The sequence below is a fragment of the Enterobacter pseudoroggenkampii genome, assembly GCF_026420145.1.
GTDB lineage: Bacteria > Pseudomonadota > Gammaproteobacteria > Enterobacterales > Enterobacteriaceae > Enterobacter > Enterobacter pseudoroggenkampii.
The window spans coordinates 196,987-222,905 of sequence record NZ_JAPMLV010000002.1 but is presented as its reverse complement, the minus strand read 5'-3'; the positions used below and the strand labels follow the sequence as shown (position 1 = coordinate 222,905).

General features: G+C 56.4%; 25 protein-coding genes and 1 other annotated feature. Of the genes, 18 read left to right on the top strand and 7 right to left on the bottom strand.

What is annotated here, in order from left to right:
- Positions 1 to 12 precede the first annotated feature (12 nt).
- A complete protein-coding gene (nadR, locus tag OTG14_RS14230; RefSeq protein WP_024907400.1) occupies positions 13 to 1,245 on the top strand; it encodes a multifunctional transcriptional regulator/nicotinamide-nucleotide adenylyltransferase/ribosylnicotinamide kinase NadR in 1,233 nt (410 codons plus the stop codon).
- A gap of 54 nt (positions 1,246 to 1,299) precedes the next feature.
- Here the strand turns inward: nadR and OTG14_RS14225 are convergent, their stop codons facing one another.
- Positions 1,300 to 2,301, bottom strand: coding sequence for a zinc-binding alcohol dehydrogenase family protein (locus OTG14_RS14225; protein ID WP_157188584.1), 1,002 nt, complete (start codon positions 2,299 to 2,301; stop codon positions 1,300 to 1,302).
- A 108-nt stretch (positions 2,302 to 2,409) separates the two neighbouring features.
- On the opposite strand from OTG14_RS14225, the gene OTG14_RS14220 reads away from it, so the two are divergent.
- On the top strand, positions 2,410 to 3,309 hold the full coding sequence (locus tag OTG14_RS14220; RefSeq protein WP_024907402.1) for a LysR family transcriptional regulator: 900 nt from the start codon (positions 2,410 to 2,412) through the stop codon (positions 3,307 to 3,309).
- Between the two features lie 91 nt (positions 3,310 to 3,400).
- Here the strand turns inward: OTG14_RS14220 and ettA are convergent, their stop codons facing one another.
- Complete coding sequence (ettA, locus tag OTG14_RS14215; RefSeq protein WP_032660788.1) at positions 3,401 to 5,068, bottom strand: energy-dependent translational throttle protein EttA; 1,668 nt, start codon at positions 5,066 to 5,068, stop codon at positions 3,401 to 3,403.
- A 227-nt stretch (positions 5,069 to 5,295) separates the two neighbouring features.
- Here ettA and sltY point away from each other — a divergent pair, with 227 nt between their 5' ends.
- Both sltY and trpR read left to right on the top strand, forming a co-directional pair.
- The gene (gene sltY / locus OTG14_RS14210) at positions 5,296 to 7,233 is read left to right on the top strand and encodes a murein transglycosylase (RefSeq protein WP_267215271.1); all 1,938 of its coding nucleotides are present in this window, start codon (positions 5,296 to 5,298) and stop codon (positions 7,231 to 7,233) included.
- A gap of 55 nt (positions 7,234 to 7,288) precedes the next feature.
- Positions 7,289 to 7,618, top strand: a complete 330-nt coding sequence (gene trpR / locus OTG14_RS14205) for a trp operon repressor (protein ID WP_024907404.1) — start codon at positions 7,289 to 7,291, stop codon at positions 7,616 to 7,618.
- Here the strand turns inward: trpR and yjjX are convergent.
- Positions 7,609 to 8,124: an inosine/xanthosine triphosphatase gene (gene yjjX / locus OTG14_RS14200; protein WP_267215270.1), complete on the bottom strand. Its 516-nt coding sequence runs from the start codon at positions 8,122 to 8,124 to the stop codon at positions 7,609 to 7,611. The two genes, trpR and yjjX, sit on opposite strands and share 10 nt — an antisense overlap.
- A 50-nt stretch (positions 8,125 to 8,174) precedes the next feature.
- Between yjjX and gpmB the strand changes: the two genes are divergently transcribed.
- Positions 8,175 to 8,822: a 2,3-diphosphoglycerate-dependent phosphoglycerate mutase GpmB gene (gene gpmB, locus OTG14_RS14195; protein WP_048989680.1), complete on the top strand. Its 648-nt coding sequence runs from the start codon at positions 8,175 to 8,177 to the stop codon at positions 8,820 to 8,822.
- Here the strand turns inward: gpmB and robA are convergent.
- A complete protein-coding gene (gene robA / locus OTG14_RS14190) occupies positions 8,819 to 9,688 on the bottom strand; it encodes an MDR efflux pump AcrAB transcriptional activator RobA (RefSeq protein ID WP_024907406.1) in 870 nt (289 codons plus the stop codon). The two genes, gpmB and robA, sit on opposite strands and share 4 nt — an antisense overlap.
- 211 nt (positions 9,689 to 9,899) lie before the next feature.
- On the opposite strand from robA, the gene creA reads away from it, so the two are divergent.
- From creA to creD, 4 genes are read left to right on the top strand one after another with little or no spacing between them, the layout of a single operon-like run.
- The gene (gene creA / locus OTG14_RS14185; RefSeq protein WP_024907407.1) at positions 9,900 to 10,370 is read left to right on the top strand and encodes a protein CreA; all 471 of its coding nucleotides are present in this window, start codon (positions 9,900 to 9,902) and stop codon (positions 10,368 to 10,370) included.
- Positions 10,371 to 10,384: 14 nt separating this feature from the next.
- Complete coding sequence (creB, locus tag OTG14_RS14180) at positions 10,385 to 11,074, top strand: two-component system response regulator CreB (RefSeq protein ID WP_267215269.1); 690 nt, start codon at positions 10,385 to 10,387, stop codon at positions 11,072 to 11,074.
- Positions 11,074 to 12,498, top strand: coding sequence for a two-component system sensor histidine kinase CreC (creC, locus tag OTG14_RS14175; RefSeq protein WP_267215268.1), 1,425 nt, complete (start codon positions 11,074 to 11,076; stop codon positions 12,496 to 12,498). Before creB ends, creC begins: the two co-directional genes overlap by 1 nt.
- A 56-nt stretch (positions 12,499 to 12,554) precedes the next feature.
- Positions 12,555 to 13,907, top strand: coding sequence for a cell envelope integrity protein CreD (gene creD, locus OTG14_RS14170; RefSeq protein WP_267215267.1), 1,353 nt, complete (start codon positions 12,555 to 12,557; stop codon positions 13,905 to 13,907).
- A gap of 45 nt (positions 13,908 to 13,952) precedes the next feature.
- On the opposite strand, the gene arcA is transcribed toward creD, so the two are convergent.
- Positions 13,953 to 14,669: a two-component system response regulator ArcA gene (gene arcA / locus OTG14_RS14165; protein ID WP_003856501.1), complete on the bottom strand. Its 717-nt coding sequence runs from the start codon at positions 14,667 to 14,669 to the stop codon at positions 13,953 to 13,955.
- 95 nt (positions 14,670 to 14,764) lie between these two features.
- Here arcA and yjjY point away from each other — a divergent pair, with 95 nt between their 5' ends.
- The 7 genes from yjjY (at position 14,765) to OTG14_RS14130 (ending at position 21,583) form a co-directional block, all read left to right on the top strand.
- A complete protein-coding gene (gene yjjY / locus OTG14_RS14160; protein ID WP_085928893.1) occupies positions 14,765 to 14,905 on the top strand; it encodes a YjjY family protein in 141 nt (46 codons plus the stop codon).
- Between the two features lie 399 nt (positions 14,906 to 15,304).
- Positions 15,305 to 15,991 (top strand): tRNA/rRNA methyltransferase, encoded by a 687-nt coding sequence (locus OTG14_RS14155; RefSeq protein ID WP_267215266.1) that lies wholly within the window; start codon positions 15,305 to 15,307, stop codon positions 15,989 to 15,991.
- Between the two features lie 211 nt (positions 15,992 to 16,202).
- Entirely contained in the window at positions 16,203 to 16,271 is a 69-nt protein-coding gene (gene thrL, locus OTG14_RS14150; protein WP_015572623.1) for a thr operon leader peptide, read from the top strand.
- Positions 16,210 to 16,327: a sequence feature (Thr leader region), on the top strand. Its footprint overlaps the gene before it by 62 nt.
- Positions 16,328 to 16,351: 24 nt before the next feature.
- Entirely contained in the window at positions 16,352 to 18,814 is a 2,463-nt protein-coding gene (thrA, locus tag OTG14_RS14145) for a bifunctional aspartate kinase/homoserine dehydrogenase I (protein WP_267215265.1), read from the top strand.
- 1 nt (position 18,815) lies between these two features.
- Positions 18,816 to 19,745, top strand: coding sequence for a homoserine kinase (thrB, locus tag OTG14_RS14140; protein WP_032660770.1), 930 nt, complete (start codon positions 18,816 to 18,818; stop codon positions 19,743 to 19,745).
- Positions 19,746 to 19,748: 3 nt separating this feature from the next.
- Complete coding sequence (gene thrC, locus OTG14_RS14135; RefSeq protein ID WP_024907414.1) at positions 19,749 to 21,035, top strand: threonine synthase; 1,287 nt, start codon at positions 19,749 to 19,751, stop codon at positions 21,033 to 21,035.
- 245 nt (positions 21,036 to 21,280) lie between these two features.
- Positions 21,281 to 21,583: a DUF2502 domain-containing protein gene (locus OTG14_RS14130; RefSeq protein WP_045327616.1), complete on the top strand. Its 303-nt coding sequence runs from the start codon at positions 21,281 to 21,283 to the stop codon at positions 21,581 to 21,583.
- Positions 21,584 to 21,615: 32 nt separating this feature from the next.
- Here OTG14_RS14130 and yaaA read toward each other — a convergent pair whose 3' ends face one another.
- Both yaaA and OTG14_RS14120 read right to left on the bottom strand, forming a co-directional pair.
- A complete protein-coding gene (gene yaaA / locus OTG14_RS14125; RefSeq protein ID WP_061715988.1) occupies positions 21,616 to 22,389 on the bottom strand; it encodes a peroxide stress protein YaaA in 774 nt (257 codons plus the stop codon).
- 66 nt (positions 22,390 to 22,455) lie between these two features.
- Complete coding sequence (locus OTG14_RS14120) at positions 22,456 to 23,886, bottom strand: alanine/glycine:cation symporter family protein (protein ID WP_267215264.1); 1,431 nt, start codon at positions 23,884 to 23,886, stop codon at positions 22,456 to 22,458.
- Positions 23,887 to 24,148: 262 nt separating this feature from the next.
- On the opposite strand from OTG14_RS14120, the gene tal reads away from it, so the two are divergent.
- Both tal and mog read left to right on the top strand, forming a co-directional pair.
- On the top strand, positions 24,149 to 25,102 hold the full coding sequence (gene tal / locus OTG14_RS14115) for a transaldolase (RefSeq protein WP_024907418.1): 954 nt from the start codon (positions 24,149 to 24,151) through the stop codon (positions 25,100 to 25,102).
- Positions 25,103 to 25,212: 110 nt separating this feature from the next.
- Positions 25,213 to 25,800, top strand: coding sequence for a molybdopterin adenylyltransferase (mog, locus tag OTG14_RS14110; RefSeq protein WP_061715986.1), 588 nt, complete (start codon positions 25,213 to 25,215; stop codon positions 25,798 to 25,800).
- The last annotated feature ends 119 nt before the right edge of the window (positions 25,801 to 25,919 follow it).

The window sequence follows — 25,919 nt, the reverse complement described above, 5'->3', positions numbered from 1 at the left end:
GCACCGTAATTTATGTCATCATTTGACTACATCAAGACCGCTATCCGCCAGAAGGGCTGCACGCTGCAGCAGGTGGCAGACGCCAGCGGCATGACCAAAGGCTACCTGAGCCAACTGCTGAACGCCAAAATCAAAAGCCCCAGCGCGCAGAAGCTCGAAGCGCTGCACCGCTTTCTGGGGCTGGAATTCCCGCGTATGCAAAAGAACATCGGCGTGGTGTTCGGCAAATTTTACCCGCTGCATACCGGGCATATCTATCTGATCCAGCGCGCCTGTAGCCAGGTGGACGAGCTGCACATCATCATGGGCTATGACGAAACCCGCGACCGTCAGCTGTTTGAAGAGAGCGCCATGTCGCAGCAGCCGACCGTGCCGGACCGCCTGCGCTGGCTGCTTCAGACCTTCAAGTACCAGAAAAACATTCGTATTCATGCCTTCAACGAAGAAGGTATGGAGCCGTACCCGCACGGCTGGGACGTGTGGAGCAACGGCATCAAAGCGTTTATGGAAGAGAAGGGCATTGCGCCTAACTGGATCTACACCTCTGAAGAGTCCGATGCGCCGCAGTTCCGCGAGCATTTGGGCATCGAGACGGTACTGATCGATCCGAAGCGCACCTTCATGAACATCAGCGGAGCGCAGATCCGCGAAAACCCGTTCCGCTACTGGGATTACATTCCGACCGAAGTGAAGCCGTTCTTTGTGCGCACCGTCGCGATCCTGGGCGGCGAGTCGAGCGGGAAATCAACGCTGGTCAACAAGCTGGCGAACATCTTCAATACCACCAGCGCGTGGGAGTACGGACGCGACTATGTCTTCTCCCATCTGGGCGGTGATGAGATGGCGCTGCAGTATTCCGACTACGACAAAATCGCGCTCGGTCATGCCCAGTACATTGATTTCGCGGTGAAATACGCCAACAAGGTAGCGTTTATCGATACCGATTTTGTCACTACGCAGGCGTTCTGTAAAAAATACGAAGGGCGCGAGCACCCGTTCGTGCAGGCGCTGATTGACGAATACCGTTTTGACCTGGTGATCCTGCTGGAAAACAACACCCCGTGGGTGGCCGACGGCATGCGCAGCCTCGGCAGCTCCGTGGACCGGCGGGAGTTCCAGTCCATGCTGGTGGAGATGCTCAACGAAAACAACGTTGAGTTTGTGCACGTGGAAGAGTCGGACTACGACTCCCGTTTCCTGCGCTGCGTCGAGCTGGTGAAGGAGATGATGGGAGAGCAGGGGTAAGCGTTAACCTCCCTCTCCCTGTGGGAGAGGGCCGGGGTGAGGGCATCAGGCCACTCAATACTCAACCACCACTTTCCCGCGCATATGCCCGTCCAGCACCTTACGGTGCGCCTCGGTAATGCTTTCCACGCTCAGCCCGTGCAGCGTTTCACTCAGCGAGCTTTCCACCACGCCGTTATCCACCAGCTTCGCCACCTCATTGAGGATCTCACCCTGACGCGCCATATCAGCGGTCTGGTACATGCTGCGGGTGTACATAAATTCCCAGTGCAGCGCGGCGGATTTCGACTTCAGCTTGTCCTGGTTCAGCGGACGTTCATTCTCGACGATAGAACAGATATGCCCCTGAGGCGCAATCAGTTCGCTGACCGCATCCCAGTGCCCGTCGGTATCGTTGAGGATGAAAATATAATCCACAAAGGTCAGCCCGTGTTTCGCCAGTTCGCCTTTCAGATCGCGGTAGTTCACCACCACATCTGCACCGCGATCGCGGCACCACTGGGCTGAATCTTCGCGCGACGCGGTTGCGATGATTTTCACCTTGCTGTTGTGCTTCGCGAACGGGATCGCCAGCGATCCCACCCCGCCCGCACCGCCGATGATCAGCAGGGTTTTGTCCGTACCGGCATCCTGAATGTTCAGCCGTTCAAAGAGGCCTTCCCACGCGGTGAGTGCGGTCAACGGTAGCGCAGCGGCAGCCGCCCAGCCGAGGCTTGCCGGTTTATGCCCGACAATGCGCGCATCGATCAGCTGGTGTGTGGTGTTGCTGCCCGGACGGGTGATGTCGCCCGCGTACCACACTTCATCTCCCGGCTTGAATCCGGTCACGCCCGTCCCAACGGCTTTGACGATCCCGCTGGCATCCCACCCGAGAATGCGCGGCGCGTTCAGCCCGTTCCTGGCAATGCCCGCGTGGACTTTGGTATCGACCGGGTTAACGGAGACGGCCTTCACCTCCACCAGCAGATCGTGCTCGCCGGGCTGCGGCATCGGCGGGGTGATTTCAATGAAGGTAGAGGGATTTTCAGGGTTAACGGCAATGGCTTTCACTGACATGGTGTGCTCCTCAATGGCATGCGTTTTGTTGAGGCTAGTCTATTAAGTGGCCAGCTGCATGATAAGATGGACAATCAAGAACTCAGCGTTCGTACAGGATGAACAATCATGTTTAAGCAGCTGCAGGATATGGCGCTGTTCGCGCTGGTGGCGGAGATGGGCAGCTTTACCGCGGCGGCGCAGAAAGCGGAACTGCCGAAATCCAGCGTCAGCCAGCGAATTAGCCAGCTGGAGCAGCAGGTGGGTATCCGCCTGCTCAACCGCACCACGCGCAGGATCAGCCTCACGTTTGCGGGCGAGCACTATCTGGTGCACTGCCGCGAAATGCTGGCGGCCAGCGAGCGGGCGGAGTACGCCATTCAGCGCCTGCGCGAAAACCCGAGCGGGCGGCTGCGCATCACCTGTCCGGCTGGGATTGGGGCGACGCTGCTGGCACATATGAATGCCGAGTTCCAGCTTCGCTATCCTGAGGTTTCGCTGGACGTGTCGATCTCTGATGACGTGGTGGACCTGGTCGAGGCCGGGTTTGACGTGGCGCTGCGTACCGGCAAGCCGCAGGACTCCTCCCTGATTGGCCGCATGATCGGGCACTGCCCGCGCTACATGCTGGCTTCGCCGGACTATCTGGCGCGCCGGGCGCCGCTGACGCATCCCCGTCAGCTGGTGGAGCACCGCAGCATTACGCATCGGGCGTGGTCAGAGTGGCTTCTGCGAAGCGAGAGCGAGGATTACCGCTACCTGCCGGATAACGCGCACATGACCGATAACCTGGTATACGCCCGCGAATGTGCGATTGCCGGTGCGGGGATTACGCTCCTTCCGGCTTTTTTGCTGGAAGATAAGGTCGAGAAAGGGGCGCTGGTGCAGGTACTGCCGGAGTGGAACGTTGAAGGAAACGACCTGTGGCTGGCCTATCCGAGCCGTAAGCTCAACTCACCCGCGCTGATGAGCTATATCGACTTTGCAATGCAGTTTGATGAGGTGAAGCGGTATTACGTGGGTGGGTGATTTTGTGCGGCCTGATGCCCTCACCCTGGCCCTCTCCCACGGGGAGAGGGTACAAACATAAAAAACGGCAACCGAAGTTGCCGTTTTGCTTTTATTTCGCAATACGCTTGTACTTAATACGCTTCGGCTCCAGCGCGTCGGCGCCCAGCGTGCGTTTCTTGTACTCTTCGTATTCGGTGAAGTTACCTTCGAAGAACTCCACTTTACCTTCGTCCTGGTAGTCCAGGATGTGGGTCGCGATACGGTCCAGGAACCAGCGGTCGTGCGAGATAACCATCGCGCAGCCCGGGAACTCCAGCAGGGCGTTTTCCAGCGCGCGCAGGGTTTCGATATCCAGGTCGTTGGTTGGTTCATCGAGCAGCAGAACGTTACCGCCCACCTGCAGCAGCTTCGCCAGGTGCAGACGACCGCGCTCACCGCCGGACAGCTCGCCCACGCGTTTGCCCTGATCGGTGCCTTTAAAGTTAAAGCGACCAACGTAGGCGCGGCTTGGCATCTCGGTGTTGCCGATACGCATGATATCCAGACCGCCGGAGACTTCTTCCCACACGGTTTTGCTGTTATCCATCGCGTCACGGAACTGGTCAACGGAGGCCAGCTTCACGGTTTCACCCAGGGTGATTGAGCCGCTATCAGGCTGTTCCTGACCGGACATCATGCGGAACAGGGTTGATTTACCCGCGCCGTTCGGACCAATGATGCCGACGATAGCGCCTTTCGGTACGGAGAAGCTCAGGTCGTCGATCAGCAGGCGGTCGCCGTAAGACTTACGCAGGTTGCTGACTTCAACCACTTTATCCCCCAGACGTGCTCCAGGTGGAATAAACAGTTCGTTGGTTTCGTTACGTTTCTGGTATTCGGTGTTGTTCAGCTCTTCGAAGCGTGCCAGACGGGCTTTGCCCTTAGACTGACGGCCTTTCGCGCCCTGACGCACCCACTCCAGCTCTTTCTCGATAGACTTACGACGCGCCGCTTCCTGAGACGCTTCCTGCGCCAGACGCTGATCTTTCTGCTCCAGCCAGGAGGAGTAGTTGCCTTCCCACGGAATACCTTCGCCGCGGTCCAGCTCCAGGATCCAGCCGGCGACGTTATCGAGGAAGTAACGGTCGTGGGTGATCGCCACAACGGTGCCTTCGAAGTCGTGCAGGAAGCGCTCCAGCCACGCCACGGATTCCGCATCCAGGTGGTTGGTCGGTTCGTCGAGCAGCAGCATGTCTGGTTTTTCCAGCAGCAGGCGGCACAGCGCCACGCGGCGGCGTTCACCACCGGAGAGGTTCGCGATTTTCGCATCCCAGTCCGGCAGACGCAGGGCATCAGCCGCGCGCTCCAGCTGCACGTTCAGGTTGTGACCGTCGTGCGCCTGGATAATCTCTTCATACTTGCCCTGCTGCGCGGCCAGCTTGTCGAAGTCCGCATCCGGCTCGGCGTATTTGGCATACACTTCATCCAGACCTTTCAGGGCGTTAACCACTTCGGAAACCGCTTCTTCAACGGACTCACGCACGGTGTGTTCCGGATTCAGCTGAGGTTCCTGCGGCAGGTAGCCGATCTTGATGCCAGGCTGCGGACGGGCTTCACCTTCGATGTCTGTATCAATGCCGGCCATGATGCGCAGCAGGGTGGACTTACCGGCACCGTTGAGACCCAGAACACCGATTTTTGCGCCCGGGAAGAAGCTCAGCGAGATATTTTTAAGAATATGACGTTTCGGCGGGACAACTTTGCCGACACGATGCATGGTATAAACGAATTGAGCCACGTTGGACTTCGCCTCTTTTATCGTAATGAGAAGGAATTTCAGCCTCGAAGTGTAGCCTTTTTCACGGCCTAATCCCAGCCAGGAACGTCGGGAGTGTTAAAACGCGCAAGAAAGGTAAAAAAGTGTCCATGACGTGGCGCGTTGAAGGATGCCTGGTTAGCATAAGTTAATTAGACTTTGACGTGGCAAGACGCTGCAATTGACGAAAAAACAATGAGGAAGAGCTTGTGGAAAAAGCCAAACGGGTGGTCTGGCGTCTGCTGGCTGCCAGCGTATGCGTAATGGCGGTAAGCCAGTCGGTGCATGCCGATTCACTGGATGAACAACGTAACCGCTACGCCCAGATTAAACAGGCGTGGGACAACAAGCAGATGGATACCGTGCAGGCGCTGATGCCGACGCTAAAGGATTATCCGCTGTATCCGTATCTGGAGTATCGCCAGATTACTGACGATCTGATGAACCAGCCTACCGTCACCGTGAATAACTTCATTCAGGCGAACCCGACCCTGCCGCCAGCCCGAAATCTCCAGTCTCGTTTTGTGAATGAGCTGGCGCGTCGCGAAGACTGGCGTGGACTGCTGGCGTTTAGTCCTGAAAAGCCGAACGCCACCGAAGCCCAGTGTAACTACTACTACGCGAAATGGGCGACCGGCCAGCAGGAAGAGGCCTGGGCCGGGGCGAAAGAGCTCTGGCTGACCGGGAAAAACCAGCCGAACGCCTGTGATTCCCTGTTTGGCGCATGGCGTGCTTCCGGTAAACAGGATCCGCTGTCCTACCTTGAGCGCATCCGTCTGGCGATGAAAGCCGGTAACACGCGTCTGGTGACCACGCTGGCGGGGCAGATGCCGTCCGATTACCAGACAATCTCCACCGCGGTTATCTCGCTGGCTAACGATCCGAACAGTGTGCTGACCTTTGCCCGCAGTACGGGCGCGACCGATTTTACCCGCCAGATGGCGGCGGTGGCCTTTGCCAGCGTGGCGCGTGACGACGTGGAAAACGCGCGGCTGATGATCCCGCAGCTGGTGCAGGCGCAGCAGCTTAATGAGGAGCAAACCCAGGAGCTGCGCGATATCGTGGCGTGGCGACTGATGGGTACCGATGTGACCGATGAACAGGCGCGCTGGCGTGACGATGCCATTATGCGTTCGAACTCCACGTCGCTGGTGGAACGCCGCGTGCGCATGGCGCTGGGCACGGGCGATCGCCGTGGGCTCAATACCTGGCTCGCGCGGTTGCCAATGGAGGCTAAAGAGAAAGACGAATGGCGCTACTGGCAGGCCGATCTGCTGTTGGAGCGCGGTCGTGATGATGAAGCAAAAGAGATCCTCCATACGCTGATGCAGCAGCGCGGGTTCTACCCGATGGCGGCCGCGCAGCGCCTGGGCGAGGAGTATACCTTCCGCATTGATAAAGCGCCCGCTAACGCGAACCCGGCGCTGACGCAGGGGCCAGAAATGGCGCGCGTTCGCGAGCTGATGTACTGGAATATGGATAACACCGCGCGCAGCGAGTGGGCGAATCTGGTGACCAGCCGCACCACCGACGAAAAAGCCCAGCTTGCTCGCTATGCCTTTGATAATCACTGGTGGGATCTCAGCGTGCAGGCGACGATCGCCGGCAAGCTCTGGGATCATCTGGAAGAGCGTTTCCCGCTGGCGTACAAAGATCTATTCGATCGCTATACCAGCGGCAAAGATATCCCGCAAAGCTACGCGATGGCGATTGCCCGTCAGGAGAGCGCATGGAACCCGAAAGTCCGTTCCCCGGTGGGCGCCAGCGGCCTGATGCAGATTATGCCGGGCACGGCGACGCACACGGTGAAGATGTTTAATATCCCTGGGTACAGCAGCCCGTCACAGCTTCTCGATCCGGATACCAACATCAACATCGGTACCAGCTACCTGCAGTACGTGTATCAGCAGTTTGGCAATAACCGCATCTTCTCGTCGGCGGCGTATAACGCGGGGCCTGGACGTGTGCGCACCTGGCTCGGCAACAGCGCCGGGCGCATCGACGCCGTGGCGTTTGTCGAGAGCATCCCGTTCTCGGAAACGCGCGGCTACGTGAAGAACGTGCTGGCCTATGACGCCTACTATCGCTACTTCATGGGGCAGAAAGATACCCTGATGAGCGATGCTGAGTGGCAGAGACGTTACTGATCGGCGTGGGTTGTGTTATGCTGTACTCGCTAATGAGTACAAGAGGCAGCATAACATGACCCAGCATTCCCCGTATTCCTCGGCAATGGCCGAACAACGTCATCAGGAGTGGCTTCGTTTTGTGGAGCTGCTTCGCCAGTCTTACGAACAGGATCTGCATTTACCCCTGATGCAGCTGATGCTCACGCCGGACGAGCGCGAGGCGCTGGGCACGCGCGTGCGGATCATTGAAGAGCTGCTGCGCGGCGAGATGAGCCAGCGCGAGCTGAAGAATGAGCTCGGCGCGGGCATTGCAACGATCACCCGCGGCTCGAACAGCCTGAAGTCGGCGCCGGTTGAGCTGCGCCAGTGGCTCGAGTCAGTCTTATTAAGCGATCAACGATAAATCGTGTTATGGAACGGGCTTAACGCCAAAATCACCGCCTGGTGGTAAACGCCTGAACGCGTCAGCGCGCCTGCGGTAAAGACGCCAATCGCCCCTTCTTTACGACCAATCTCATCGATGCCGGTGTACTGCGACATTACCGGCCCGAGCGCTTCACCCGCACGGACTTTTTCCAGAATGATCTCCGGCAGCGGAAGGGTGGCCGAACGCGCTTCACCGCGCTGTTCACGGCTTTCGATCACCACCCAGCTAAAAGTTGCGCCTTCGTCGATACCGGCTTCAATCGCTACCCAAAAGTCAGCATTCGGTGCCGCGGCCTTAGCGTTTGCCACGCGATTTCGTGCGCCAGCGCGCGTTTCCTCGCTGCCAAACGGCTGTTCAGGCACGCCACTCTCGACGCCGATGGCCTCAATATGGCAGGATCCTGCGCCGAAGATCTCGTCAAATGCCCTTAGAATTGCCTGAATTTTGGCAGGATTAGTGGTAGCAGAGACAACATGGTGCATAATTAAGCTCGATTCAAAAAAAACTCATCGCAGTATAACGGAAAAAAAGCATGTTACAGGTATACCTTGTTCGCCACGGTGAAACGCAGTGGAACGCCGAGCGACGTATTCAAGGCCAGTCAGATAGTCCTCTCACTGAGAAGGGTGTGCAGCAAGCGTGGCAGGTGGCGGAACGCGCCAGAACGCTGGGCATAACCCACGTGATTACCAGCGATTTAGGTCGCACACAGCAGACGGCGCGCATCATCGCGGACGCCTGCGGCTGTGACGTCATGCTTGAGCCGCGCCTGCGCGAGTTGGATATGGGCGTGCTGGAAAAACGCCATATCGATACGCTGACGGAAAAGGAAGAGGGCTGGCGCCGCACGCTGGTGAACGGTACCGAAGATGGCCGTATTCCTGAGGGCGAATCTATGCAGGAGCTCAGCGTACGTATGCATGCCGCACTGGCGGAATGCCTGAAGCTCCCGGCAGGAAGCCGTCCGCTGCTGGTGAGTCACGGGATTGCGTTGGGTTGCCTGGTGAGCACCATTCTGGGGTTACCGGCTTACGCCGAGCGCCGTTTGCGTCTGCGCAACTGCTCCATTTCCCGGATTGATTATCAGGAAAGCGCGTGGCTGGCGTCAGGTTGGGTCGTGGAGATGGCAGGGGACATTTCGCATCTCGATGCCCCTGCGCTTGACGAACTGCAGCGTTAACGGCGTATCGGAATCAAGAATTCCATACGCAGATTGATTGGGCCTTCTTCCGGTTTGGCATCCTGCGCCGGGTAGTAGCGCTCAATGTCCTGACCTTTACGGCGATTCAGATTCAGCATCGGCATGCAGGTTCCGTAAACGGTCAGGATGAACTCCTGAACTCCCGTTCCCAGCCCTTCATAGGCGAACATCACGTATTCGCCGCCTTCCAGCACGACAGGCTTCGAACCCTGAATGTAGCCATTGGCCATATCCGGCGTCAGCGCGGTGGTGTAGAACACCTCCTGCTCGTCGTCTTTTTCCTGGCTCGGGTGCGTTTCGTTGAGACCATACAGAATCGGCGGGATCGCCGGCGCGTGGCTCAGGAAGTCGCGCCAGAACTGGACGCGCATCTGATGACGGAACTCGGAAATCTGCTCCAGTGAACAGGAGTAGCTCTGCGTTGTGCCGATCAGATGGGTTTCCGGCAGGGTAATAATTTCATATTTCGGCATCGCGAATTCGCCCAGACGCAGCGGCGGACGCATGCCAAACGAGCTCCAGTCAGGCGAGCGACGATAAAGCGCTGGCGTCAACGAGAACTGTTTTTTAAAGGCGCGGGTGAAGGTCTGCTGCGAATCGAAACGATATTGCAGGGCAATATCCAGAATTGGCCGCGCCGTCAGGCGCAGTGCCACAGCAGATTTTGATAAACGACGCGCGCGAATATAGGCCCCGATAGCATGACCGGTGACATCCTTGAACATCCTTTGCAGATGCCACTTGGAATAGCCTGCTTTAGCCGCCACATTATCCAGTGACAAAGGCTGGTCGAGATGACCTTCCAGCCAGGTGAGCAGGTCGCGAATAATTCCAGCCTGATCCATATACTATCCTCATCCTTAAAACAGCAGGTGCCTGATAACAGGTTAGCGGATAATAGCATTTTTTGATGTTTTAGCATTCAGTGTTTTTTTTGCGCATTCATGCTTTTTAGAGCACATTACAGGCAGATATATTCTAATCCTGTGATCTTGCTACATTTTTATCTAAAGTGTTGAATAATTGCTCAATGTAATTTTAAAGAATGGTAACAATATGAAATACAAGACTTTGATCTTCACCGCGTTGATGCTGATGGTCGGGCGCGCGGCGCAGGCTGAGCAGATTGGCTCCGTCGATACCGTGTTCAAAATGTTTGGCCCGGACCACAAAATCGTGGTGGAGGCGTTTGACGATCCGGACGTGAAAAACGTCACCTGCTATGTCAGCCGCGCGAAAACGGGCGGTATCAAAGGCGGGCTGGGACTGGCGGAAGACACCTCCGATGCGGCGATTTCGTGTCAGCAGGTGGGGCCGGTTGAGCTAAGCGATAAAATTAAAAACGGCAAAGCGCAGGGCGACGTGGTATTCCAGAAACGGACCTCGCTGGTGTTTAAAAAGCTGCAGGTGGTGCGTTTTTATGATGCCAAACGCAACACGCTGGCTTACCTCGCCTATTCCGATAAAGTGGTGGAAGGCTCACCGAAAAACGCGATCAGCGCGGTGCCAATTATGCCTTGGCAGTAATTCAGGGATGAATCATGCAACAACCTGTGGTCTGGCTGGTTGAAGACGAAACCAGTATCGCCGATACGCTGATCTACATGCTTCAGCAGGAAGGATTCGCGGTAAAGGCGTTTGAACGCGGTTTACCCGTGCTGGAGGAGGCGCGGCGGCAGGTTCCGGCGCTTGCCATTCTGGATGTCGGACTGCCGGACATCAGTGGATTTGAGCTTTGTCGCCAGCTGCTGGCGCAGCATCCCTCACTGCCCGTGCTGTTTCTGACGGCGCGCAGTGATGAGGTAGACAAGCTGCTTGGCCTGGAAATGGGCGCTGATGACTACGTTGCGAAACCTTTCTCCCCTCGTGAAGTCTGCGCCCGGGTGCGGACGATTTTACGGCGCATGCAAAAATCCGCCGCACCATCAGAAACGTTACGTATCGGGCAGTTTGAACTGAACGAACCTGCCGCGCGAATCAGCTGGTGCGGGGAAGCACTGCCCCTGACCCGCTACGAATTCTTGCTGCTCAAAACCTTGTTACAGGCGCCCGGGCGGGTCTTTTCGCGTCAGCAGCTCATGGACAAGGTATGGGGTGAAGACGGCGACAGCTTCGATCGTACCGTGGACACCCACATCAAAAACCTGCGTGCCAAGCTGCGGGCGGTGAACGAAGAACTGTCACCCATCAGCACCCATCGCGGTATGGGCTACAGTCTGGGCCTTTACTGATGCGCATTGGTATGCGGCTATTGCTGGGATACTTCCTGATCGTGGCCATCGCCGCGTGGTTTGTGCTGTCGATCTTTGTTCAGGAAGTAAAGCCTGGGGTGCGTAGGGCAACCGAGGGCACGTTAATCGATACCGCGACCCTGTTGGCCGAAATCGGACGTGATGATTTGCTTTCGGGTCACGCGCAGCAGGGCAAGCTGGCACAGTCCTTTTCCCAGCTTCATCAGCGCCCTTTCCGCGCCAATATCGGCGGGATCCATAAAGTGCGTAACGAGTATCACGTCTACATGACCGATGCGCGGGGCAGGGTCGTGTTTGATTCCGCCGGTCTGGCCGTGGGGCAAGATTACTCGCGCTGGAACGATGTCTGGCTGACGCTTCGCGGCGAATACGGCGCGCGCAGTACCCAGAGCCATCCCGACGATCCGGAGAGTACGGTGATGTATGTTGCCGCGCCGGTTGTGGATCAGGGCAAGATTATCGGCGTGCTGTCGGTGGGGAAACCGAACAGCGCGATGGCGCCGGTGATTCACCGCAGCGAGCGACGGATACTGTGGGCTGGCGGGGCGCTGCTCGGCATTGCCCTGCTGATTGGCCTCGTCGTGGCATGGTGGATCAATCGATCTATCGGTACGTTATCGCGCTATGCCGACTCGGTGACCACGGATACGCCTCTCCCGCTGCCTAATCCTGGCAGCAGCGAACTGCACAAGCTGGCCCAGGCGCTGGAGAATATGCGCATTCGCCTTGAAGGGAAAAACTACATTGAACGCTATGTCCATGCGCTGACCCACGAACTGAAAAGCCCCATCGCCGCCATACGCGGCGCGGCGGAAATTCTCTCCGAGCAGCCGCCGCCGCAGGTGGCCGCGCGGTTTATCGATAATATTCTGGTGCAAAACGCGCGCATGCAGTCGCTGGTTGAAAAACTGCTCACTCAGGCGCGGCTTGAAAATCGGGTCGAGATTACGCCTCAGACCGTCCGCGTCGATCTGCTGTTTACGCGGCTTGCCGATGCGCGCTCGGCGGTGCTGGCGGCAAAAGAGATTGCGCTGACCCTCCAGCCCGCTTCGCTTCATGTTGAAGGCGATCCCGATCTGCTCGAACAGGCGCTCGGCAATTTGCTGGATAACGCTATCGATTTTACACCTCAGGGCGGTGCCATTGAACTGGCGGCCCGGGAGGAGCACGGGCAGATACAGCTTCTCGTCACCGACAGCGGAAGCGGGATCCCGGATTACGCGCTGGAGCGAATTTTTGAGCGTTTTTATTCCCTGCCGCGCGAGAACGGGTTGAAGAGCAGCGGGCTCGGGCTGGCGTTTGTCCAGGAGGTGGCGCGTCTGCATCAGGGAGAGATTACATTGCGTAATCGTGATGAAGGCGGCGTGATGGCCACGCTGACACTTCACCGTCCCTTCACATAACTTCAAACTGACCCCACACAGCCTGGTTACGCTCTCCTCATCACAAAGGAGACGTAATGATGAAATCCCCCCTGTTCTGGAAAGTAAGCACCCTGCTGGGGTGCATTCTGCTGCTGTTAGTCCCGCTTTTTATGGTCAGTAACCTGATATCAGAGCGGGAGAGCTACCGCAACGATGTCGAAAATACGCTTCGCCAGAGTACCAGCGGACCGCAAAAGCTGGTCGGTCCGATGATTGCGATTCCGATGACGGAGATTTTTTACAAGATAGAGGACGAGAAGAAGGTCGAGTACAAGAAAAGCTATATGCACTTCATTCTGCCGGAATCTCTGGTTGTGGAAGGGAACCAGCGCGTGGAGTCCCGCAATATTGGCATCTATGACGGGCAAATCTGGAACACTGACCTGAAGATCAAAGCGCAGTTTAATACCGACGAGCTGAAGCAGCTGAAAGGGGAAACGATCGCGACAGGGCAGCCGTTTATCGTGACGGGCGTTGGCGACGCGCGGGGCATTGGCACGGTCAGTATCTCTAAAATCAATGGTGAGACGCTAAGCGTGGAACCCGGTTCAGGCGTCTACGGGGCGCTTGCGGGGATCCACATCCCGCTGACCGACAAAGCGCTGGAAGCCAAAACGTTTACGCTTGAGATGTCCCTCACTCTGGCCGGAACCGGCAGTTTTGCGGTGGTACCGGTAGGGCGTAATAGCGAAATGACGCTTAACAGCAACTGGCCGCATCCGGGTTTTATGGGCGATTATCTCCCTGTTAAGCATCAGATAGGCGAGTCTGGTTTCCAGGCGAACTGGCAGAGCAGCTGGTTTGCAAATAACCTTGAGAGCTGGTTCTACGACAAGGAGTCGCCGGAGTGGGAGGCGCTCCCGGCCTTTAGCGTCACGGTAGCCACGCCCGCCGATCAGTATCAGCTGACTGACCGTGCGATCAAGTACGCTATTTTGCTGATTGCGCTGACGTTTATGGCCTTCTTTGTCTTCGAAACCTTAACCGGATTACGCCTTCACCCGATGCAGTATCTGCTGGTGGGGCTGTCGCTGGTCCTGTTCTATCTGGTGCTGCTGGCGCTGTCTGAACACGTCGGGTTTACACCAGCCTGGGTTGTTGCAAGTCTGGTGGGCGCAGCGATGAACGGAATGTACCTGCAGGCCGTGCTGAAAAGCTGGAAGCGCAGCGGGCTGTTTGTGCTGGCACTGCTCGGGCTGGATGTCGTGATGTGGTTCCTGCTGCGCTCGGAGGACAGCGCGCTGCTGTTGGGGTCAGCGGTTCTCGCGCTGGCGCTGTTCGCCGTGATGTACCTGACCCGACATTTCGACTGGTACTCGCTCTCTCAGCCGAAGCGACCTGAGCCACCCGCAGAGCCTGATAACGACACGATGCGGATCTGGAAATAAAAAAACGGCGCAAATGCGCCGTTTTTTAATGCGTTAACTGCGGGATTATTCCTGCAGGTCACCGCAGAAACGGTACCCTTCGCCGTGGATCGTGGCGATGATTTCCGGCGTATCTGGCGTAGATTCGAAGTGCTTACGAATACGACGGATGGTCACGTCTACGGTACGGTCGTGCGGTTTCAGCTCACGGCCGGTCATTTTCTTCAGCAGCTCTGCACGGGACTGAATTTTGCCCGGGTTTTCGCAGAAGTGCAGCATCGCGCGGAATTCACTGCGCGGCAGTTTATACTGCTCACCGTTCGGGCTAATCAGTGAACGGCTATTGATATCAAGTTCCCAGCCGTTGAATTTGTAGCTATCTACGCTACGACGCTCTTCGCTGACCGTACCCAGGTTCATGGTGCGGGACAGCAGGTTGCGTGCACGAATGGTTAACTCGCGAGGATTGAACGGCTTGGTGATGTAGTCATCCGCACCGATTTCCAGGCCAAGAATTTTATCAACTTCGTTATCACGGCCCGTCAGGAACATTAACGCGACGTTCGCCTGCTCGCGCAGTTCGCGCGCCAGAAGAAGACCGTTTTTGCCCGGCAGGTTAATATCCATGATCACCAGGTTGATATCATTTTCAGAAAGGATCTGATGCATCTCTGCGCCATCGGTCGCTTCAAAGACATCGTAGCCTTCTGCTTCGAAAATGCTCTTTAACGTGTTGCGTGTTACCAACTCGTCTTCAACGATAAGAATGTGCGGGGTCTGCATGTTTGCTACCTAAATTGCCAACTAAATCGAAACAGGAAGTACAAAAGTCCCTGACCTGCCTGATGCATGTCGCAAATTAACATGATCGGCTTAACGTGACTAAAGTACGTAATTGCGTTCTTGATGCACTTTCCATCAACGTCAACAACATCATTAGCTTGGTCTTGGGTACTTTCCCTTTGGACCCGACAGTGTCAAAAACGGCTGTCATCCTAACCATTTTAACAGCAACATAACAGGCTAAGTGACACCAGACACCCAATAAAACTACGCTTCGTTGACATATATCAAGTTCAATTGTAGCACGTTAACAGTTTGATGAAATCATCGTAGCCGAATGCTAGCCTTTGTCACAATTTTTCAATAAACCAACTAGTTGCGGACATTGATTTATAAACGAAGCGAATCCAATCAGAATAGGGTATTCATGTCGCTATTATCATTATAAAACATAAGGATAATAGTGTTCTGTTAACATTCTAACTGATTGTTCAGACACAGAATAGTTTAGCGTTTTTAATTTGTTATGAAACGCTATTTCGGTGATTTGTGTTGCAATTTTGTAAATTCGCGCTGCGTAATATGTTGAAGTGCATCACATTTTTACCGGCTAACTGATTAAAAAGAGAGCATAAATGCATCTGTCGATTGTACTGGTTGCCCCAGCCAGAGCAGAAAATATAGGCGCAGCGGCGCGTGCTATGAAGACCATGGGTTTTACCGATTTGCGTATCGTGGACAGCACGGCGCACCTGGAGCCAGCCGCCCGTTGGGTGGCGCACGGATCGGGAGATATTCTAGATAATATAACAACTTACGCTACGCTTGCCGACGCGCTGCATGATATTTCGTTTACCGTCGCAACCACGGCGCGCAGCCGGGCGAAGTTTCACTACTATGCCACGCCAGCGGAGCTGGTGCCGATGCTGAGCGAGAAAAGCCAGTGGCTGGAGAAATCGGCGCTGGTGTTTGGGCGTGAAGATTCTGGGCTGACCAATGAAGAACTGGAACTGGCGGATGTGCTGACAGGCGCGCCGATGGTTGCAGATTACCCTTCTCTCAATTTAGGCCAGGCGGTGATGGTCTATTGCTATCAATTAGCATCCTTAATACAAATTCCGCAGTCGCCTGTTACAGGTACCGATGAAAACCAGCTGGCTGCACTTCGCGCGCGCGTGGAAAACCTGCTCATGCAGCTGGGTGTGGCTGACGATCAAAAAATGGTCGACTGGTTACAGCAGCGTTTGGGCCGTCTTGAGCAACGCGACACGGCAATGCTGCACCGTTTGCTGCACGATATTGAAAAAAAATTGGCCGAATAAAGTGCTGTAATACATTTTTATTATGGTGTAATCATCTGATGCTAAGGGTTGCTTTTGGGGTATTCGGATGAAAATAAATCCGACGGCAGCGGGACGTGAGAGTCTCCCGAATTGTGATCAAATTAAAAATTCGTTGACTTAAGGTGCCCGATCCTTTAACCCTAAAAGAATACAGCACAGACAGATAATAATGACAGAGTACACAACATCCATGAAACGCATCAGCATCACCACCATTACCACAACCATCATCATTACCACAGGTAACGATGCGGGCTGACGCGTACAGGAAAAACAAAAAAAAGCCCGCACCTAGACAGTGCGGGCTTTTTTTTCGGCTAAAGGAAACGAGGTAGAACCATGCGAGTGTTGAAGTTCGGCGGTACATCAGTGGCAAATGCAGAACGTTTTCTGCGTGTTGCCGATATCCTGGAAAGCAACGCCAGGCAGGGGCAGGTTGCGACCGTGCTCTCTGCCCCGGCAAAAATCACGAACCATCTGGTGGCGATGATTGAAAAAACCATCGGTGGCCAGGATGCACTCCCGAACATCAGCGACGCAGAGCGTATCTTCGCTGACCTGCTGCAAGGGCTGGCAGAGGCGCTGCCTGGCTTCCCGCACGCTCAGCTGAAGTCTTTCGTTGAGCAGGAATTTGCCCAAATCAAACACGTCCTGCACGGCATCAGCCTTCTCGGCCAGTGTCCGGACAGCATCAACGCGGCGCTGATCTGCCGGGGCGAAAAACTCTCTATCGCCATCATGGCGGGCGTGCTGGAAGCGCGCGGCCATAGCGTGACCGTGATCGATCCCGTTGAAAAACTGCTGGCGGTGGGCCACTACCTCGAATCCACCGTTGATATTGCCGAATCAACCCGCCGTATCGCCGCCAGCAAAATTCCGTCTGACCACATGATCCTGATGGCTGGCTTCACCGCCGGTAACGAGAAGGGCGAGCTGGTGGTGCTGGGCCGTAACGGCTCCGACTATTCCGCCGCCGTGCTGGCCGCCTGTTTACGCGCGGACTGTTGTGAGATCTGGACTGACGTCGACGGCGTCTATACCTGCGACCCGCGCCAGGTACCGGACGCCAGGCTGCTGAAGTCGATGTCGTACCAGGAAGCAATGGAGCTTTCCTACTTCGGCGCCAAAGTGCTTCACCCGCGTACCATCTCCCCGATTGCCCAGTTCCAGATCCCTTGCCTGATTAAAAATACCGGTAACCCGCAGGCGCCGGGTACGCTGATTGGCGCGAGCACCGATGAGGACGGCCTGCCGGTGAAAGGCATCTCCAACCTCAACAACATGGCGATGTTCAGCGTCTCCGGTCCGGGGATGAAGGGGATGGTCGGCATGGCGGCGCGCGTGTTTGCGGCCATGTCCCGCAACGGTATCTCTGTTGTGCTGATCACCCAGTCCTCTTCCGAATACAGCATCAGCTTCTGCGTGCCTCAGGCCGACTGCCTGCGCGCCCGTCGCGCGCTGGAGGAAGAGTTCTATCTGGAGCTGAAAGAAGAGCTGCTGGAGCCGCTCTCTATTCAGGAGCGTCTGGCGATCATCTCCGTGGTGGGCGACGGTATGCGTACCATGCGCGGTATCTCCGCCAAATTCTTTGCCGCACTGGCGCGCGCCAATATCAATATCGTGGCGATTGCCCAGGGCTCGTCTGAGCGTTCAATTTCTGTTGTCGTGGACAACGATGACGCGACCACTGGCGTACGCGTGGTTCACCAGATGTTGTTCAACACCGATCAGGTTATCGAGCTGTTCCTGATTGGCGTCGGCGGCGTCGGCGGCGCGCTGCTGGAGCAGGTTAAGCGTCAGCAGGAATGGCTGAAGAAGAAACACATCGACCTGCGCGTCTGCGGGATCGCGAATTCCAAAGCGCTGCTGACCAACGTCCACGGCCTGAACCTGGAAAACTGGCAGGCCGAGATGAAGGAGGCGAAAGAGCCGTTCAACCTGGGCCGCCTGATCCGTCTGGTAAAAGAGTATCACCTGCTTAACCCGGTCATCGTCGACTGCACCTCGAACCAGGCGGTAGCCGATCAGTACGCGGACTTCCTGCGCGAAGGTTTCCACGTGGTGACGCCGAATAAAAAGGCCAACACCTCGTCGATGGATTACTACCACCAGCTGCGTCTGGCGGCGAGCAAGTCGCGCCGCAAGTTCCTGTACGACACCAACGTTGGGGCAGGCCTGCCGGTTATTGAGAACCTGCAGAACCTGCTTAACGCGGGCGACGAACTGCAGCGTTTCTCCGGCATTCTCTCCGGCTCGCTGTCGTTTATCTTCGGCAAGCTGGATGAGGGGATGAGCCTCTCGGAAGCCACCCGCGCCGCGCGCGAGCTGGGCTATACCGAGCCGGATCCGCGTGATGACCTTTCCGGTATGGACGTGGCGCGCAAGCTGCTGATCCTCGCCCGCGAAACGGGCCGCGAGCTTGAGCTTTCGGATATCGTGATTGAGCCTGTCCTGCCGGCAGAATTTGACAGCAGCGGTGATGTCGCTGCCTTTATGGCCAGTTTGCCGCAGCTTGACGACGCGTTTGCCGCACGCGTTGCAAAAGCCCGTGATGAAGGTAAGGTATTGCGCTATGTTGGCAACATTGAAGAAGATGGCGTGTGCCGGGTGAAGATTGCTGAAGTGGATGGCAACGACCCGCTGTACAAAGTCAAAAACGGCGAAAACGCCCTCGCGTTTTACAGCCACTATTATCAGCCACTGCCGCTGGTGCTTCGCGGCTATGGCGCAGGGAACGATGTTACGGCGGCGGGTGTGTTTGCCGATCTGCTGCGTACCCTGTCATGGAAGTTAGGAGTTTAACATGGTCAAAGTTTATGCCCCGGCTTCCAGCGCGAATATGAGCGTCGGATTTGATGTGCTGGGTGCGGCGGTGACGCCGGTGGATGGTTCGCTGCTGGGCGATACGGTTACGGTTGAAGCGGCAGACAGCTTCAGCCTGAACAACGTGGGCCGCTTCGCCAGCAAACTGCCGTCTGAGCCGCGCGAAAATATCGTCTATCAGTGCTGGGAACGCTTCTGTCAGGAGATCGGCAAAAACGTGCCGGTTGCCATGACGCTGGAAAAAAGTATGCCGATCGGCTCAGGTCTGGGCTCCAGCGCCTGCTCGGTGGTCGCCGCGCTGGTGGCGATGAACGAGCACTGCGGCAAGCCGCTGAACAACAACCGCCTGCTGGGGTTAATGGGCGAGCTGGAAGGGCGCATCTCCGGCAGCATTCACTATGACAACGTGGCGCCGTGCTTCCTCGGCGGCATGCAGCTGATGATCGAAGAAAATGGCATCATCAGCCAGCAGGTGCCAGGGTTTGATGAGTGGCTGTGGGTGCTGGCCTATCCGGGTATCAAGGTTTCAACCGCGGAAGCGCGTGCGATCCTGCCCGCGCAGTATCGTCGTCAGGACTGTATTGCCCACGGGCGTCATCTGGCGGGCTTTATCCACGCCTGCTACACCCGCCAGCCGCAGCTGGCGGCCAAACTGATGAAGGACGTCATTGCCGAGCCGTACCGCACGAAGCTGCTGCCCGGCTTTAACGAGGCGCGACAGGCATCGATGGATATCGGCGCGCAGGCGTGCGGCATCTCCGGCTCCGGGCCGACGCTGTTCGCCCTGTGCGACAAACCTGATACCGCGCAGCGCGTGGCGGACTGGCTCTCTAAACACTACCTGCAAAATCAGGAAGGCTTTGTTCATATTTGCCGTCTGGACACGGCTGGCGCACGAGTACTGGGATAATCAATGAAACTCTATAACCTTAAAGATCATAACGAGCAGGTCAGCTTCGCGCAGGCGGTCACTCAGGGGCTGGGCAAAAACCAGGGGCTGTTCTTCCCGCATGACCTGCCGGAATTCCACCTGACCGACATCGACGAACTGCTGAAGCAGGACTTTGTCACCCGCAGCACTAAAATTCTTTCGGCGTTTATCGGCGACGAAATCCCTCAGGAGCTGCTGGAAGAGCGCGTGCGTGCGGCGTTCGCTTTCCCGGCACCGGTGAAGCAGGTGGAGCCTGACGTTGGCTGCCTGGAGCTGTTCCACGGCCCGACCCTGGCGTTCAAAGACTTCGGCGGCCGCTTTATGGCGCAGATGCTGACCCACATCAGCGGCGACAAGCCGGTGACCATCCTGACCGCGACCTCCGGGGATACCGGTGCGGCGGTGGCGCACGCGTTCTACGGCCTGAAAAACGTCCGCGTGGTGATCCTCTATCCGAAAGGCAAAATCAGCCCGCTGCAGGAAAAACTGTTCTGTACGCTCGGCGGCAACATTGAAACCGTGGCAATTGACGGTGATTTCGATGCCTGTCAGGCGCTGGTCAAGCAGGCCTTCGACGACGAAGAGCTGAAGGTGGCCCTGGGTCTGAACTCTGCCAACTCTATCAACATCAGCCGTCTGCTGGCGCAGATCTGCTACTACTTCGAAGCGGTGGCGCAGCTGCCGCAGGAAGCGCGTAACCAGCTGGTGATCTCCGTGCCGAGCGGTAACTTTGGTGACCTGACGGCTGGCCTGCTGGCGAAATCCCTGGGTCTGCCGGTGAAACGCTTTATCGCCGCCACCAACGCTAACGACACCGTGCCGCGCTTCCTGAAAGACGGGAAGTGGGCGCCGAACGCCACGCAGGCAACGCTCTCTAACGCCATGGACGTGAGCCAGCCGAACAACTGGCCACGCGTGGAAGAGCTGTTCCGCCGTAAGATCTGGCGTCTGGGCGATCTGGGCTACGCCGCGGTGACGGATGAAACCACCAAAGCGACCATGCGCGAGCTGAAGGCGGTGGGGTATACCTCTGAACCGCATGCGGCGATTGCTTACCGCGCGCTGCGCGACCAGCTTAACCCGGGTGAATATGGCCTGTTCCTGGGCACCGCGCATCCGGCGAAGTTTAAAGAGAGCGTGGAAGCGATCCTGGGCGAAACGCTGCCGCTGCCGAAAGAGCTGGCCGAGCGTGCCGACCTGCCGCTGCTGTCACATGAGCTGCCGGCAGACTTTGCCGCGCTGCGTAAGCTGATGATGACCCGAGCATAATTTTTGTCGGGTGCGGCTACGCCTTACCCGACCTACAACGGCTCAGAAAGTAGGCCGGGTAAGGCGAAGCCGCCACCCGGCTTTTTTGTGAAGAAATTAAGGAGAAAAATAGCAGGGAAAAAGCAGAAATTCCCAATAAATGCGGTCACTTAGCGTTTAGGATTGCAGAGAATAACATCCCCCGTTCCCCTCGCGTACTCTCCTTACATCGGCCCACGTTGGGCAAAGATAATAAGGAGTCACCGATGTCTACACTGAAACCTGTGCTGATTGCGCTTTCACTGATGCTGGTCGCTCCCATGGCGGTACAGGCATCCGAAATCACCCTTGTGCCTGCGGTCAAACTGCAGATTGGCGACCAGGATAATAACGGTCACTACTGGGACGGCGGCCGCTGGCGCGACCACGACTGGTGGAAAGCGCATTATGACTGGCGCGATAACCACTGGCGTCCGCATGATGAGCATCGTAAACATGACGATCGCCATGACGACCATCACCACGATGACCACCGCGACGATCGCGGCCCTGACTGGAAACACCATTAATGCAAAACCCCGCCAGCTGGCGGGGTTTGTTTTTACTGCTCGTGGCGCTTAAACACCAGCTCGCCTTTCCCTGACGACGCCTCGTCAAAGAAATAGCCTTCGCTGTTGAAGGCGGTCAGCTGCTCCGGCTTCGTCAGACGGTTCTGGATGATGTAGCGGCTCATCAGGCCACGCGCTTTCTTGGCGTAGAAGCTGATCACCTTGAACTTACCGTTCTTCTCGTCGAGGAACACCGGTTTGATAATCTCTGCATCCAGCTTTTTCGGCTTCACTGACTTGTAGTATTCATCGGATGCCAGGTTAATCACCACGTTATCGCCCTGAGCGCGCAGTGCCGCGTTCAGCTTATCGGTGATGATATCGCCCCAGAAATGGTACAGATCTTTGCCTTTGGCATTCTCCAGACGAATCCCCATCTCCAGACGATAGGGCTGCATCAGATCCAGCGGGCGCAGTACGCCGTACAGACCCGACAGCATGCGCAGATGCTGCTGGGCAAAATCGAAATCGGCTTCGCTAAAATCTTCCGCCTGCAGGCCGGTATAGACATCGCCTTTAAACGCCAGAATCGCCTGGCGAGCGTTAGAGGGGGTGAAATCCGGGTGCCACTCGTGAAAGCGGGTCGCGTTCAGATCGGCCAGCTTGTCGCTGATGCTCATCAGTGAGGCGATCTGCGGTGCAGAGAGCTTGCGCGCTTCGCGGATCAGCTGTTGCGAGTAGTCCAGCAGTTCAGGCTGGGTATAGCGCTCGGTGGCGAGTGGGCTCTGGTAGTCGAGCGTTTTTGCAGGTGAAATCAGAATCAGCATATCCAGTCCTTGCAGGAAATTTAGAGCGACTTTAGCAAAAAATCGCCCCGAATTGATCGATAGCTGTTATTGCCGCGGCAAATCATCCCACGTGCCGGGGGCAAGCTGCGCCTTAATATCGGGATAGCGGGCGGGATCAAATACCGGCGGAACACCCAGTTTGCGCTGACGAAGATAGTCTCTGGCAATCAGGGTCACCACGGGCGAGAGCAGCAGGATTGCCGTGAGGTTAGTGATCGCCATCAGCGCCATAATGATATCGGCCAGCTGCCAGACCAGCGGCATACTGAGCAGGGAGCCTGCTATCACCATCAGGACGACCCCGAGACGCAGGGTTCCGATTGCAGCGCGGGAGTCGAGCTTCAGGAAAATAAGGTTATTTTCGGCGTAGAGGTAATTCACCACTATCGAGCTGAAGGCAAACAAGATCAGAATGAGCGAGACAAACCCTGCACCCCAGCCGCCGGTCAGGTTCACCAGCGCCTGCTGGAGAAGCTGTATCCCGGCGGTTCCTGAGGAATGTGGGACGGGGCCTGCCAGCAGCAAAATCATGGCGCTGGCGGAACAGATGATAATGGTATCGGTAAAGACGCCAATCATCTGCACAATGCCTTGTGCGGCCGGGTGCGGCGGCCAGGAAGAGGCGGCGGCGGCCGCGTTGGGGGTTGACCCCATACCGGCTTCATTGGAGAACATGCCCCGCTGAAAGCCCGCCATCAGCGCCTGGCTGAAGGTGTAGCCCAGCGCCCCGGAGGCCACTTCGCGCCAGCCAAAGGCGCTTTTGACGATGGTGGCAATCACGCCCGGCACCTGCTCGAGATGCAGTGCGGCAACAAACAGGCTCGCGGCAACCCAGAGCAACGCCATAATGGGCACCAGCCACTGCATCAGGCGGGCGATGCCCTTAAGACCGGCAGAAATGGTGAGCAGAACGATGAGGGCTAAAGCAATACCGGCGACCCACTCCGGGCAGGAGAAGGCGTAGCTCAGGGCATTGGCGACAGAATTTGCCTGGACGGTATTAAAAATGAGGCCGTACGCGAGCAGTAAAAAAACCGAGAACAGGACGCCCATCCAGCGCATCCCCAGGCCACGCGCCATGTACCAGGCAGGACCACCGCGAAACTGGCCGTGTTTATCTTTCTCTTTATAGAGTTGTGCAAGCGAACTTTCGGCAAAGGAGGTGGCCATTCCGAGTAGCGCCGTCACCCACATCCAGAAGACCGCGCCTGGCCCACCGGCGCTGATGGCCAGCGCAACGCCCGCCAGATTGCCGCTGCCGAGACGTGCCGCCAGGCTGGTACAGAGCGCCTGGAACGACGTTAATCCACCCGGCTGGGGCGTAACGCTGTTTTTCAGACTTCTGCCAAACTTGCGAATATAGCGAAACTGGATAAACCCACTGCGTAGCGTAAACCAAATACCTGCTCCCAGAAGCAGGTAAATCATTATCGAACCCCAGAGGACTTCGTTAATAAAGAAAAAGAAATCAGGCATTAACGTCCCTCTTGTTGATGCCAATGTGAATATGTAAGCGCTACCACTGATTGGGCATGCTGTTGCTTAGCAGCCTGTTAATCTTCCGAGTTTACCATACTCTGCCTAAGCGCACTGTCTGCGGTTGCGCTACCCCTCCGTCGTGTTATCATCAGGGCAGACCGGTTACATCCCCCTAACAAGTAAACCTGTCATTTTTCCGCTGCAGGCATGCTGTCGGTAGCGTGAATTATCCAGGGCACGTTAAAAGAGAAACACTATCATGACGGATAAATTGACCTCCCTTCGTCAGTTCACCACTGTCGTAGCTGACACCGGAGATATCGCGGCAATGAAGCTGTACCAGCCGCAGGATGCCACAACCAACCCTTCTCTGATCCTTAACGCCGCACAGATCCCTGAGTATCGCAAACTGATTGACGACGCAGTGACCTGGGCGAAAGCACAGAGCAACGACCGCGCGCAGCAGGTTGTGGATGCCACCGACAAACTGGCAGTGAACATCGGTCTGGAAATCCTGAAACTGGTTCCTGGCCGTATCTCTACCGAAGTGGATGCGCGTCTCTCCTACGACACCGAAGCGTCTATCGCCAAAGCGAAACGTCTGATCAAAATGTACAACGACGCGGGCATCAGCAACGACCGTATCCTGATCAAACTGGCTTCTACCTGGCAGGGTATTCGCGCGGCAGAGCAGCTGGAAAAAGACGGTATCAACTGTAACCTGACCCTGCTGTTCTCCTTCGCGCAGGCGCGTGCATGTGCAGAAGCAGGCGTATACCTGATTTCTCCGTTCGTGGGCCGTATTCTGGACTGGTACAAAGCCAACACCGATAAAAAAGAGTACGCACCGGCTGAAGATCCAGGCGTGATTTCTGTGACTGAAATCTACGAATACTACAAACAGCACGGCTATGAGACTGTGGTTATGGGCGCAAGCTTCCGTAACGTCGGTGAAATCATCGAGCTGGCTGGCTGTGACCGCCTGACCATCGCGCCTGCACTGCTGAAAGAGCTGGCTGAAAGCGAAGGTACTCTGGAGCGTAAACTGTCTTACACCGGTGAAGTGAAAGCGCGCCCAGAGCGCATCACGGAATCCGAGTTCCTGTGGCAGCACAACCAGGATCCAATGGCTGTAGACAAACTGGCGGACGGTATCCGTAAGTTTGCTGTTGACCAGGGCAAACTGGAAAAAATGATCGGCGACCTGCTGTAATCATTCTGCGTGACCGGGCTCCCGGTCACGCGACTTCTTTCGTCCCCTGTCTGAATCTCCTCTCTGCGTGTATCATTCCCTTTAATCAGTACTCTTTGAATGGAATGGATATGAATACCTTACGCATCGGCTTAGTGTCGATTTCTGACCGCGCCTCCAGCGGTGTTTACCAGGATAAAGGCATCCCCGCTCTGGAAGCGTGGTTGAGCAGCGCGCTGACCACCCCCTTTGACATTCAGACCCGCCTGATCCCTGACGAACAGCCGATCATCGAGCAGACGCTTTGCGAGCTGGTGGATGAGATGAGCTGCCACCTTGTTCTGACGACGGGCGGAACCGGCCCCGCGCGCCGCGACGTGACGCCGGACGCGACGCTGGCTATCGCCGATCGCGAAATGCCTGGCTTCGGCGAACAGATGCGCCAGATCAGTCTACACTTTGTTCCGACGGCCATTCTTTCCCGCCAGGTGGGGGTGATCCGCAAGCAGGCGTTGATCCTGAACCTGCCGGGCCAGCCGAAGTCGATTAAAGAGACGCTGGAAGGGCTTAAAGCAGAAGATGGCAGCGTCCTCGTTCATGGCATCTTTGCAAGTGTACCGTATTGTATACAGCTGCTTGACGGTCCCTATGTGGAAACCGATGAGAAAGTGGTAGCAGCTTTTCGCCCGAAAAACGCACATCGCGAAACAATCTCCTGAAATTAACCAATATGTGACATTAGCTGAAGCGGCGATAGCGTGGTGAAGCTTTTACGGTATAGTAATTTTTTCTTTACGAATGCTGTAAAAATAAATCCACAACACACGCATAATGGTTC